General features: G+C 47.9%; 12 protein-coding genes. 4 read left to right on the forward strand and 8 right to left on the reverse strand.

Annotated elements, in window-relative coordinates; genetic code table 11:
• The first annotated feature begins 614 nt into the window (after nucleotides 1–614).
• Nucleotides 615–1,103 (forward strand): DUF2062 domain-containing protein, encoded by a 489-nt coding sequence (locus AC4BAP_RS08625; protein WP_490582227.1) that lies wholly within the window; start codon nucleotides 615–617, stop codon nucleotides 1,101–1,103.
• 85 nt (nucleotides 1,104–1,188) lie between these two features.
• Here the strand turns inward: AC4BAP_RS08625 and AC4BAP_RS08630 are convergent, their stop codons facing one another.
• The 4 genes from AC4BAP_RS08630 to AC4BAP_RS08645 all read right to left on the reverse strand — a co-directional run bounded on the left by AC4BAP_RS08630 (nucleotide 1,189) and on the right by AC4BAP_RS08645 (nucleotide 4,648).
• Nucleotides 1,189–2,067, reverse strand: coding sequence for an OmpA family protein (locus tag AC4BAP_RS08630; protein ID WP_490582228.1), 879 nt, complete (start codon nucleotides 2,065–2,067; stop codon nucleotides 1,189–1,191).
• A 101-nt stretch (nucleotides 2,068–2,168) separates the two neighbouring features.
• On the reverse strand, nucleotides 2,169–3,029 hold the full coding sequence (locus AC4BAP_RS08635; protein ID WP_490582229.1) for a methylated-DNA--[protein]-cysteine S-methyltransferase: 861 nt from the start codon (nucleotides 3,027–3,029) through the stop codon (nucleotides 2,169–2,171).
• Between the two features lie 97 nt (nucleotides 3,030–3,126).
• A complete protein-coding gene (locus tag AC4BAP_RS08640; protein ID WP_490582230.1) occupies nucleotides 3,127–3,843 on the reverse strand; it encodes a tetratricopeptide repeat protein in 717 nt (238 codons plus the stop codon).
• A gap of 70 nt (nucleotides 3,844–3,913) precedes the next feature.
• Nucleotides 3,914–4,648, reverse strand: coding sequence for a tetratricopeptide repeat protein (locus tag AC4BAP_RS08645; protein WP_490582231.1), 735 nt, complete (start codon nucleotides 4,646–4,648; stop codon nucleotides 3,914–3,916).
• A gap of 280 nt (nucleotides 4,649–4,928) precedes the next feature.
• On the opposite strand from AC4BAP_RS08645, the gene AC4BAP_RS08650 reads away from it, so the two are divergent.
• Nucleotides 4,929–5,357 (forward strand): Xre family toxin-antitoxin system antitoxin, encoded by a 429-nt coding sequence (locus AC4BAP_RS08650; RefSeq protein ID WP_490582232.1) that lies wholly within the window; start codon nucleotides 4,929–4,931, stop codon nucleotides 5,355–5,357.
• Entirely contained in the window at nucleotides 5,354–5,818 is a 465-nt protein-coding gene (locus AC4BAP_RS08655) for an RES family NAD+ phosphorylase (protein ID WP_490582233.1), read from the forward strand. The genes AC4BAP_RS08650 and AC4BAP_RS08655 overlap by 4 nt, the downstream gene beginning before the upstream one ends.
• Before the next feature lie 76 nt (nucleotides 5,819–5,894).
• On the opposite strand, the gene AC4BAP_RS08660 is transcribed toward AC4BAP_RS08655, so the two are convergent.
• Together AC4BAP_RS08660 and AC4BAP_RS08665 are read right to left on the reverse strand one after the other, a co-directional pair.
• Entirely contained in the window at nucleotides 5,895–7,271 is a 1,377-nt protein-coding gene (locus AC4BAP_RS08660) for an MBL fold metallo-hydrolase RNA specificity domain-containing protein (protein WP_490582234.1), read from the reverse strand.
• 227 nt (nucleotides 7,272–7,498) lie between these two features.
• Nucleotides 7,499–8,095: a hypothetical protein gene (locus AC4BAP_RS08665; protein ID WP_490582235.1), complete on the reverse strand. Its 597-nt coding sequence runs from the start codon at nucleotides 8,093–8,095 to the stop codon at nucleotides 7,499–7,501.
• A 244-nt stretch (nucleotides 8,096–8,339) separates the two neighbouring features.
• Between AC4BAP_RS08665 and AC4BAP_RS08670 the strand changes: the two genes are divergently transcribed.
• A complete protein-coding gene (locus AC4BAP_RS08670) occupies nucleotides 8,340–9,593 on the forward strand; it encodes a serine hydrolase (protein ID WP_490582236.1) in 1,254 nt (417 codons plus the stop codon).
• Between the two features lies 1 nt (nucleotide 9,594).
• Here the strand turns inward: AC4BAP_RS08670 and AC4BAP_RS08675 are convergent, their stop codons facing one another.
• Nucleotides 9,595–10,602: an N-acetylmuramoyl-L-alanine amidase family protein gene (locus AC4BAP_RS08675; RefSeq protein ID WP_490582237.1), complete on the reverse strand. Its 1,008-nt coding sequence runs from the start codon at nucleotides 10,600–10,602 to the stop codon at nucleotides 9,595–9,597.
• A gap of 131 nt (nucleotides 10,603–10,733) precedes the next feature.
• A complete protein-coding gene (locus AC4BAP_RS08680) occupies nucleotides 10,734–11,351 on the reverse strand; it encodes a hypothetical protein (RefSeq protein ID WP_490582238.1) in 618 nt (205 codons plus the stop codon).
• Between the last annotated feature and the right edge of the window lie 5 nt (nucleotides 11,352–11,356).

An 11,356-nucleotide genomic window follows, 5' to 3' on the forward strand; every position in this document is an offset into this window, starting at 1 on the left:
CACAATTTTACATTCGCTGTTATTCCTGCCGAGAGTTGAAAACTCGCGGCTTATTATAGGGCAAGCTTTCAGCTTGCGTAGGTATGCAAAAGTATAAAAAACGGCTCACGCAAGCTGAAAGCTTGCCCACATGGACAACCACGAGTTGAAAACTCGCGGTAGATAGAGCGTTTTATACTTGTGTCCTGATAGTAGCTTGAACAAGAAGGGGAATTTAATTACACTTTTGTGAGAATCCCCTCTTGAGAGGGGCGCAGGGGTGTGTTTACACCTGCCTGGTTTATCATATATCGCAACTTGAGTTAACTAGCAAAGCTGCTGTGGGTACCCATGCACATGTTCCTATTCACGGGGACAAGGATGTTCCATGGCAGTTTTGCTTTCGGGCAAAGAGTTATTGAAGCTTGCCTGGCAGCAGGAGCAGAAAAAACTTAATTGCAGATGGGGTATTTATACTTAAACAACAAGGTTACTTTTGGGTTGTTAGCGTATAAAGGTGCAGTTTAATTCAGGACCGACTTTATTTTCAGGAAAGTATATTGGTCTGCAACTATTTTCGTTTGTGTAGAGTCTTTTGATTTAAAAGCACTACTGCAATTCTTCTATCTTCAATTATGTCCTTGTTGGGTATCACGGTAAGTTTTTTCAGGCGCAGGATAATTACACCTGTAACTAATCTGCTGAGGCAGGGGATGACCCCGCAGAAGCTTGCCGTTACTTTTGCGCTGGGCACGGTGGTAGGCGTGGTGCCAGCCATTGGCGTAACCACCGTAATGGGAACAGCGCTGGCTGCCAGGTTCAGGCTCAACATCGCGGCCACCATACTTATTACTTACCTGATGCAGCCCCTCCAGATCCTTCTGATAATTCCGTTTGCTAAAATGGGGATTTACCTGTTTGGTTTGCAGGAACTGCGTTTCTCACTTAGTGAGATAACGGCTATGTTTAAAGCAGACTGGCTACATGCCATTGGTATACTTTGGAAGGCTAACCTGGCTGCCGTTGCCTCCTGGGCTTTGATCGCATTGCCTGTCGGCGTGTTGTTATACTTTGCCTTGCTGCCTTTGCTTATAAAGTTTATGCCAAAAAAGGCGGAAGTATAAAATCATTCTGTGGTCATAAATAAAAAGAGAGGCCGGCAACTTCAATGCCGGCCTCTCTTTTTAATGAGTGTACAGAAGCTAACTCTTAGGTTGTCTCCAGTATCTGGAACAGCTCATCCAGTTTTGGAGTAAGGATAATTTCTGTGCGACGGTTCTTCTGGCGTGCTTCTTTTGTTTTGGCCTCATCCAATGGCACGTACAGCGAACGGCCTGATGGCGTTACGCGTGTTGGGTCTACGCCGGCGTTTGTAAGGATGCGGGTAATTTCTGTTGCGCGAAGTACGCTCAGGTCCCAGTTGTCCTGCATGCCCACAGTGCCTCTTGCTATCGGAACATCATCGGTATGGCCTTCCACCAGCACGTTTACATCTTTTTGCTCTTTAAGCACAGCTGCCAGTTTGCGCAGTGCGTCTTCGCCTTTAGGGTCTACTTTGGTGGAGCCGGAGTTGAAAAGAAGCTGCTCGGCAAGGCTCACGTATACTTTGCCGTTGCGCACGTTTATGCTCAAATCCTTATCATTGAAGCCAAGCAGGGCGTTTGTAACCTTATTGCGCAGGTTGCTCACGGCTCTTTCTTTCTCGTCCAGGATGCGCTGTAATTCTGCCAGGCGCTGCTCACGTGCTTTCAGGTCGGCGTTCAGGCGTTCGATCTGCGTTTTGCTCATGTTCAGGTTTTCGCCAAGGGCTTTGCCTTCTTTCAGGGCTTTTGCCAGGCTTTGCTGGTACTCAATCTTTTGCTGCTCCAGTTCGGCTTTGGCCTGCTCCAGGCTTGCTTTCTCCTCTTCTAGCGCTGCTTTCTGCTGCTCCAGGGTCAGTTTTTGCCTTTCCAGATCGGCCTTCTCCACTTCCAGGGTGTTCTTGCGGCTCATCAGGTCGTCGTACTTCTTCTTCGACACCACGCAGGATGATAGCGCCAAACTTCCTGCCAACACGAAGACAGACGCTCTGAGTAAATTCTTTTTCATACGGTATTATACTTTGGCTAATTGTGTGCACTAGGCTGATGAACAAATATAGCAAATTATGAATGCCGTAAACGAAAAAGCAGAATTATTTATACTGTTACTCAGAACATTGAAAGTTGCTCTGGCATAACTTCGTTGAGAGGTTGGTTTCGGGCCGCTTCCCAGCCGATCATGGCCATTTTTCGTTCGCTGCCCCAGCGGTACTCGCCAATGCCGCCCACACTCTTGATAACACGGTGGCAGGGGATAAGGAAAGCAACCGGGTTGCTGCCAATGGCTGTACCCACGGCTCTGCTGGCAGTAGGCTGGCCAATGTGCTGTGCCAGGCCAGCGTAAGAGGTCAGGCAGCCTTCCGGGATGCGCAGCAACGCTTCCCATACTTTCAGCTGAAACGGCGTGCCCTGTAAGTGTAACCGGAGGGTGTTGCGAGTAGTGTCAGAATTCTGGAAAAATGCCTGTACTTGCTCGTGCTGTTTGTCAAAAGTATAAACAAGCCTGGCTTTAGGCCATGTTTTCCGCAAATTTGCCAAAGCCTCGGTCTGGTTCTGGTAGAAATGGAGGTAACAAATTCCTTTAGCGGTAGAGGCTACAATGTAATCACCGAAACAGCAGGAGTTAAAACTATACTTCAGTTCCAGTTTATCTCCCAGTTGGCTGAAGGTGCCGGGCGTAACGCCTTCTATGTTCAGGAAGAGATCATGCAAACGGCTACTGCCCGATAAACCGCACTTTTCCGCTGCTTCTGACAGGTTGCCGGTTTGCGCCATTACTGCCTTGGCATGCTGCAGCGTAAGGTACTGCAGAAACTTTTTGGGGCTCACGCCGGCCCACTCCGTGAACACGCGTTGGTAATGGTACGGACTCATGCAGGCCTGCGCTGCCAGTTCCTCCAGCTTAGGCTGCGCTAGGGCGTTTGCCCTGATGTAAGCCAGTGAGTTTGCGATGGTCTGGTAATGGTTCATACTTCAAATCACAGAAAAGCTACCCATACTTCCAACCCGATTCTTGCGGATCTTAATGTGAACAAAAAGCCCCGAGCATTGCTGCCGGGGCTCTGTGTTATTTTTGCTCTTTAACAAGGTCTGTGGCGTCTGATGAACGGAAGAATCCTTCCGGGTCCGGCATCTTTTCCACCAGTTCCGAAATATAGGCGTAATCCACCACACTCATGTTAAGCTTGCGCGCTTTGTGCAGATTGTCCCAGGCTTCCGGGTATTTCTTTTCGTAGTACTTCGCCAGCGACAGGTTATACAGGGCATAAGCGTTTTGTGGCTCAGCCGTAAGCGCCTCGTTTAGCAACTGGTTAGCTTTTTTGAGATTCTTCTTTTTCTTCTTCTCTCTGTAAAGCGCCAGGTACGAGCTTGCCATATCAGAGAGCAGCATGGAATTTTTAGGCTCCAGAGCCAGCGCCTTTTCGTAATAAGTTATGGACTCGGCGTTATTGCCTTTAGATGCCGATATCAGACCAAAGGCCCAGTAAGGATCAACGTTATTCGGGTTAAGCAACCATGCCAGGTTAAAGCGATACATGGCCGTATCTACTTGTCCTTCGTTGTAATACTCCCAACCACGCTCCATAAAAAAGCTGCTTGCCTCCTGGCGGTTCAGGAAACTCTTGTCGCAACTGGTCAGGAATCTTTCATCCTTTTTTTGCTGCGCTTCTGTTTTAGGCTTGTTGCCGAACATCGGCAGCACCAGGTGGCTCTGGTCTTCCTGTGCAAAGCTTGCCGAGGCAGCCAGCACGATAAGGGCAAGGGCAAATAGTAGTCTTCTCATGTTTGGGTTGTGTTGATTAGCTGTACGAGCAGCGCTTTAAATTTAAGGTAATGGCATCTTATAAACAAACTTAGCGCAGTTTTGCCTTGGTGTAAACGCCTTTGGGGTCTTTCTGCTTGTCCAGCAAGGCCAGCACGAAGTTCTTGTCGGCCTTCGCTTTTTTGTTGGCCGTGCTCAGGTGCAGGTATTTCCAGGCTAGGTCGTACTCTTTTAGGTAATAGCTGTTAATGGCCAGTTTATAATAAGCCGTGGTTTGCTTAGGGGCCAGTTTTACAGCCTGCTGCAGCAGTTTTTTACTCTGCACCAGGTCATCGGGGTTGCTGGTGGCGTAAAACCTGTTCAGGTGGCTGGTAGCTACATCGGTCATCAGTTGCGGGTTGTTCTTGTCTTTCTCGAGGGCCCGGTAAAGTATGAACAAAGCTTTGTCGTGCGCCTTCTGTTCGCCGTAAATTTTGCCGTAGCCCCACAGTATGTCGTTGTTGGTGCTGTCGAGTAGCCAGGCGCGGCCAAGCAGGTAGCTTGCCGAGTCCAGTTTGTGTTGGTTAAAGGTACGCTGGGCGTGCATTACATAATATTTGGAGGCCACCGTTTTGCTCTTAAAGCGTTTGGTGCTGCTTTTTATGAATTTTTGCTGCGCTGCCTTTTGTGCCGCCGTTTTGGGCTTTTTAACCGGTACCACATCGGCCATACTCAGTGCAGTTACCTGTACCGTTTCCTCTTTTTTTGTATCTTTTACAGCGCTAAGGGTATTGCAGGCGCTTGTGCCTGCTGCAAGTAAACCAAGCGCCACTATCCAATTTCGCATGTTCTTTTGCTATGGTTCGGGGTATAAACGCGCCTGAACCGAAAAAAGTGCTGGAGGTAGTTATTTTGCCTGTAAGTGTTAATGCAATCTTTTTATACTTATACTTTACCAGTGCTTTGCAGACTGTGCTTATACTTGTGGGTTTGAGGTAGCAGCATATAAAAACCCTTAGCTAATTGGCTTTGTGGCTTATACTTTGGTAGTGCAAAAACTTAAATGCGACAAATGACGTTTTATTTGTGACAAGTTTCGTATATTTGAAAGTATAACCACCACCGATATGGGACAAGCCTTAAAAATAGGAGCAGGAATTAGCTATAAACTGATAGATGACCGGGACGTATTCATGCTTATCAGCACGGTGCGCGAAGGTATAAAGTATGCGCTATTTCAGAGCATTGCCGATAAAAGTCCGTTCAGCACTGCAGAGTGGTCTGGTTTTCTGCACCTGTCTGAGCGTACCTTTCAACGCTATAAAAAAGAGAAACGCACCTTCGATCCACTACACTCAGAAAAGATACTGGAGATAACCCTAGTCTATAACAAAGGGGTGGAAGTATTCGGCGACAAAGCCAATTTTGACGCCTGGCTGGAGGCAAAGAATGTGGCGCTTGGCGGCATCAAACCAAAAGAACTCCTCGATAACACCTTTGGCATTGGTCTGTTAAGAGACGAACTTACACGAATCGAACACGGCGTGCTGGCATGATCGTTTATCGCCTGAGCAGGAGCAAATTCAAAAATGACTTGAGCGGCAAAGGGGCGGAGCTGGCCGGCGGACGCTGGAACAGCAAAGGCGTGCCCATGCTGTATACCAGTGAGTCCATAGCGCTTTGTACCGTAGAGATTGCCGTACACATGCCCCTGGGCATCGTTCCCCTTGACTATTACCTGGTCCGGATAGAGTTACCCGATTTAGAAGAAATGCCTGAAGTTAAACCGGAAGACCTGCCCGAGGCCTGGAAAAGTTTTCCTCATGCCAACCTTACCCAGGAAATCGGCGATAATTTTATACTTGAAGAAAGCCATCTGGTTTTAAAAGTGCCTTCGGCCACGGTGCAGGGCAATTTCAATTACCTGGTCAATCCACGCCACCCGGATTTCAATAAAGTAAAAGTATTGGACGCGGTGCCGTTTGAGTTTGACAAGCGTTTGTTTGCGAAGTCCTGAAGCAAAGCCCTGGGGTGATCAGACTTACATTCTACCCCAGGAAAAGCCTTTTGTAAGGCAAAAGAGGTCGGTTATACTATAAATCGTAGGTTGCGCCCATTTTGGCTATCGTCACATCCCATCCAAAAGCATCATGGATCTTTAAGCGAAGTTCATCGCTGGCCTGTGGTTCTCCGTGATTGAGGTAAACCTGCTTTGGTGCTTTTGTGAAGTTGTCAAGCCACCATAGCAGATCAGCCTGGTCGGCATGAGCAGACAGGGAGCTTATTTTTCGGATCTCTGCGTGTACTGTGTAATAACTGCCGTGTATCTTGATATCGTTGCTGCCGCTTCGAAGCAGATTGCCTCGGGTGCCCGGTGCCTGGTAGCCGGCTAATAAGACTGTGTTCTTTTTGTCTTCCAGCAGTCGCTCCAGGTAATACAGCACACGCCCACCCGTAACCATACCACTGCCTGCAATAATTATTTTAGGGCCGGGATTATCCAGTACATGCATGGTGTGCTCAAACTCCCGGATTATATGCACGTTGTGCATCATAGCGCGGCACTCGGCAGGGCTAAGGCTGTGCCAGTCTGTATACTTGAGGTATAGTTCCGTAACGTTTGCACCCATTGGAGTATCAAGAAGAACCGGAATATTGGGTATTGCTTTTTCGTAGCGGAGTGTGTTAATGATAAGTAGCAATTCCTGAGCGCGTTCCACTGCAAAACTTGGTATCACCAAAATGCCGCCCTTGTGGTAGGTATGGTTCACGATCTCCTGAATTTCTTCGTACGGAGAAGCTGTGCCATGAAGCCTGTCGCCGTAAGTAGATTCCAGCACAAGGTAATCTGTTTCACTTATAAGGGCAGGCGGCTGCATCAGCATCGGACGCCTGCGTCCCAGGTCTCCGGAGAAAACAAATCGCTTACCAAGGCATTCCAGTTCTACAAACGAAGATCCGAGTATGTGGCCGCTATTGTGTAAGCGGAACTTCATTTCCTCATTTATTTCAACCAGTTTTCCAAGAGGCTGTATATCAAAAAGCGGCATGGTGCGGTCCACATCGTGTTCGTCGTACAGTGGTTTGGCAGGGTGGTGACGGCTATAGCCAAATTTGTTTGCTTTATCGGCATCCTCTTCCTGTATCTTGGCACTATCCCGAAGAATGATTTCGGAAACATCGCGCGTTGGTTGTGTAGCGTAGATTGGGCCGGCGTAGCCATACTTTGTAAGCACTGGCAAGTATCCGCAATGGTCCAGGTGCCCGTGCGTGAGAATGATCGCATCTAACTCAGGAACATCAAGAGGTGGTTTTTTCCAGTTAAGCAGGCGCAGCTCTTTTAAACCCTGAAACAGGCCGCAATCTATCAGTAGCTTGTGCTTTTTAGTTTTAACAAGGATTTTAGAGCCTGTAACGGTGCCTGCACCGCCTAAAAATTTAAGCTGCAGCTGAGAATGCTGTTCTGCCATAGGTTTATACTGATAGACGTTTATGGTTTGATGTTGTACGTACGTACCAGCATTAGAGTGCTTCTACAGCAGTGAATTTTACAGGGCCAATAATAAAAGTATGTTGTTTCGCGGCAGTGCTATTTGGTAACTGTAAAGTATAATGAACGCTGTCAGTCAGCAACAATTTAAAAAGCCAGCCCCTTTGCATTGGAACTGGCTTTTGGTGAGTTAAAAACTGGTGTTTACTAGTCTCTGCCTGGCAGGTAGATCTGTAAACCAAGCGATAAGCCCAGGCCACCGCCCCCTGTGCTGGAGCTGATGTCTGCTTTGGTATATGTATAGCCAAGTATACCCTCTATGGCCACATTGCGAGCCACAAAATGCGCATAACCGCCGCGTATGCCTATCAGCAGCGAAACGGGTTCATCTTCTTCGTTGTCTTTCGTAGAGCTGCCGGCTATACCAAATGCCACTTCCTGGAAAATTCGGCCAGTAGGACCACCGCCCTGGGTATAGTAATAGCGGGCAAACGGGGTGATGCCGTACTGAAAATTGGTGCCCCCGTCATAAGCTGTCAAGCCAAGTATAAGCTCGGTACCTATGGCAAGGTTCTCGCCGGCAAAGAAACCGGCTTTTGGGTTAATGAGCAGGTTGTAAGTATCGGTGCTGAAGTTGAAGCTTGTGGAAGCAATGCTGCCGCCCACCAGCCAGTTGCCTTTGCTAATGGCTTCGTCTGCCACGGCAGCCGAGGAGGCTGGTAATGGGGGAGTTGGTAAATCTTGCGCCATCGCACCGGTAAAGTATAACGCGACAGCAAATAAAGTAGTTAAAATCTTCTTCATAGCAGTAGTTAATTAGTTGCAAATAATTGTCTTGTATTAAGCTGTATACCAGCTTCCTAATATAAAAACGATTGCAGTTTAAATATGTTTGCACTTAACAGTCAGGGGGTTATGCGTTCGGGAGGCTTAATTTTGACACTTTCAAATTGCACTGTTTGCTGTTGTATAACTGCTAAGTTGAAATGTTGTATATTGAGCTGATGAAAGGTGCCTGTTACTAAGTTTGTTATGCTGTTAACTAAATATGTTAAACCCTAACCGATACCTGCTGTGTATACTGCTTCTGCTGCCTGCATGGTGCCTTCAGGCCCAGAAAAGCAAGCAGGAGAAATACCTGGAGAAGCTACTTTTAAAGCAACAAGACTCTTTTTTAAACCATGTGTTACAACACCCCGATAAATTCCAGGTGCAGATCATGTACACACAGGTAAACCGCGACAAGCAAAACAAAACGAGCTTTAAAACTTATACCTGGGGAGTAGATCCGGAGCGGTATTATTACCCTGCAAGCACCGTTAAGCTGGCCACCGCAGCCGCAGCCCTGGAAAAGATAAACAACCTGCAGGTAAGCGGCCTTACCCGCGATACACCCCTTCGCATCGACAGCGCCTACGCCCAGCAGAGTGGTGTTCTCCGGGATCCCAGTTCTGCCAATGGCCTGCCTTCGGTGGGGCATTATATAAAGAAGATTTTACTGGTGAGTGATAACGATGCTTACAACCGGTTGTATGAGTTTGTAGGGCAGCAAACCCTGAACGAAACCCTGCATAAGAAAGGCTATCAGGATGTACGCATTATTCACCGGCTTTCGGTTGGAGATGGGGCAGAACGTGCGCGGTATACCAACCCGATCAGGTTTTATGACGGTGACAGCATTGTGTTCCAGCAGTGGCTTGTCTATAACCCGAATGAGTACCCGAACAAGCTTAAAACTACACGCATGGGAGTGGGGTACTACCAGAACGGAAAGCTGGTGCAGCAGCCCATGGATTTTTCGGACAAGAATTTTTTAACCATCGCCACGCAGCAAGCCATACTTAAGTCGCTTATTTTCCCGGAGGCGGTACCGGCACAGCAGCGTTTTAACCTTACCGAAGAGGATTATACTTTCCTGTACAGGTACATGGGCATGCTGCCGCGCGAAAGCGATTACCCTGCCTACGACACTGCAACCTACAACGACAGTTATGTGAAATTCCTGCTTTTTGGTAACCAGAAAGAACCACTACCAAAACACATCCGCAGCTTCAACAAGGTAGGGGATGCTTACGGTTTTCTGATAGACAATGCCTACATCGTTGACTTTGAGAACCAGGTGGAATTTTTGTTGACGTTGGTTATACTTGTAAATGAGGCTATGGTATTTAATACCAATGACTACCAGTACGACAGCATCGGCTTCCCGTTCATGAAAAAGCTGGGGCAGGCTGTTTACCAGCACGAATTAACGCGCAAACGTAAGTATAAACCCAACCTGAACAGGTTTAAGGTGCATTAGTTTACTTGCTTCTGTAGTCTGCAATTATGCCGTCGCAGATCCAGTTGGCAAGCGCCTGGCGGTTGTTCGGGATCACGAGGCGGCGCTGGTCCAGGTCGTTGCGGATGTTGCCCAGTTCGATGAAAACCGTTGGCGGGTGGCTATACTTTACCACATACAAACTGCTGCGGTGCGAAACAGTGCCTGAGTAATCGCGGGAGGGCTGGTGGCGGTTATACTTTCTGTCAAAAGTAGCGTGTATACTTTCCGCCAGCTTTTTGCCGTCGCTGCTGTTTTCGTGGTGATAAAAGAACACGTCAATGTTTTTGCGTTCGCTGCGGCTGTCTATGTGCAGGGTAACCATGCGCTGGTAGGCTCCCTTGTGCTTTGCATATAATGAGTTGATGGCGTTTACCCGTTGGCGGAGGCGCTGCACCTGGCTACGCGAAACCGGTGATCCGTTGTAATTTTTCTCATCCTGGTCCATCTTCAGGATATTCTCGTCCCGGATGCCATCTTTCTCATCTTGGATGATCATGTACACCGTGGCGCCATGCTCCATCAGGCGTCGGGCCAGGCGTATTGTCACGTCATAGGCATACTCATCCTCTGCCAGCTTGTAGGGGCCATACTTTCCAACTGCACCCGGATCCGGACCACCGTGGCCGCTTACCAGGTAATACACTGCTCCCTTCAGCTTCTGGTCTATCAGTTCCACACGCTCATACTTTTTACCGAAGATAGGAACCGTCATTACCTTCGAAGGTGCTGGTTCGGCAGCGCCTGTTTCCGTTTTGCTTCCCTTTGCCGGAAGAATGTACGTGCGGCCTGCATAGAGGCTGTTGTTTTCGCCCAGGTTGTCTTTGTTCAGGTCCAGGAATTCTTTCAGCTGTGAAGTGGAAAGGCCATGGCGGCGCAGCAAAGTATAAATTCCGTCGCCTTGTTTGGCCTGCACGCGCAGCAAAGTGCTTTGGGCAAATGCCTGAAAGGTAATGAACAGCAGGAGTAAGGGTAAAACTACTTTTCGCAAAACGGTATACTTTTCTTTAAAATGAAATTGGGCAAAGCGATATTACTAAAAATGCCCGAGTGAAAAAAGTATAGCCGCATACTTTAATCAGTTGATATTACCGGGCAAACCTAAAAAACGCTTTCCAGACCTTATTTTAAAGTATAGCTCACTAGCTCATAACGGCGCATCAATACGTCTGAATCCACGAAGAACCTATCAGAGCGCACCAGACCTACTTTAGGACTAACGTAATCTTTCTGCTTAAACGTAAACGGTGTGGTACTGCCTGGTTGTGAGTGCTCCTTCCTGATCACAAAAGTATAGCCAGTTAGGTTCTCAAGTGCATCTTCGATAGGAGCTAGCTGGTATGTACTGCTTGTGCGCACCCATAGGGTATAATTGGGATACTGGTACCCATACCCGATAGGGCCATGGTTGGCATTAGGATAGATCAGCACAGCCTCGTCACCGGGCCTTCTGTTTTTATTGAAGTATGCATACCCGTTTCTGTGGTTATGCATAATGGATTTTCCGTTCAAAATGTACCATGTACCGCCATTTATCACGGTGTCGCGTAGCACCACAGTTCTGGATTCGCTGGTCGACATGATCTTGCCATTGCTATCGTAGTCTGTTACTTTATAAACCCATTCGTTGCCTACTTTTAAAGGTATCATTTGCTCTACGGGTGCGGGTGTCTCCTCTTTACGGCACGACACTAGCATAAGTAGCAAACACAGTAACAAAAGAGCTGGTGATGTTTTCATGCGTT

This window comes from Pontibacter sp. GD7 (assembly GCF_058216375.1).

Excerpts from the sequence above, each read along its gene's own strand:
- AC4BAP_RS08625 (WP_490582227.1), top strand. The coding sequence starts at position 615 with ATGTCCTTGTTGGGTATCACGGTAAGTTTTTTCAGGCGCAGGATAATT.
- AC4BAP_RS08630 (WP_490582228.1), bottom strand. The coding sequence starts at position 2,067 with ATGAAAAAGAATTTACTCAGAGCGTCTGTCTTCGTGTTGGCAGGAAGT.
- AC4BAP_RS08635 (WP_490582229.1), bottom strand. The coding sequence starts at position 3,029 with ATGAACCATTACCAGACCATCGCAAACTCACTGGCTTACATCAGGGCA.
- AC4BAP_RS08640 (WP_490582230.1), bottom strand. The coding sequence starts at position 3,843 with ATGAGAAGACTACTATTTGCCCTTGCCCTTATCGTGCTGGCTGCCTCG.
- AC4BAP_RS08645 (WP_490582231.1), bottom strand. The coding sequence starts at position 4,648 with ATGCGAAATTGGATAGTGGCGCTTGGTTTACTTGCAGCAGGCACAAGC.
- AC4BAP_RS08650 (WP_490582232.1), top strand. The coding sequence starts at position 4,929 with ATGGGACAAGCCTTAAAAATAGGAGCAGGAATTAGCTATAAACTGATA.
- AC4BAP_RS08655 (WP_490582233.1), top strand. The coding sequence starts at position 5,354 with ATGATCGTTTATCGCCTGAGCAGGAGCAAATTCAAAAATGACTTGAGC.
- AC4BAP_RS08660 (WP_490582234.1), bottom strand. The coding sequence starts at position 7,271 with ATGGCAGAACAGCATTCTCAGCTGCAGCTTAAATTTTTAGGCGGTGCA.
- AC4BAP_RS08665 (WP_490582235.1), bottom strand. The coding sequence starts at position 8,095 with ATGAAGAAGATTTTAACTACTTTATTTGCTGTCGCGTTATACTTTACC.
- AC4BAP_RS08670 (WP_490582236.1), top strand. The coding sequence starts at position 8,340 with ATGTTAAACCCTAACCGATACCTGCTGTGTATACTGCTTCTGCTGCCT.
- AC4BAP_RS08680 (WP_490582238.1), bottom strand. The coding sequence starts at position 11,351 with ATGAAAACATCACCAGCTCTTTTGTTACTGTGTTTGCTACTTATGCTA.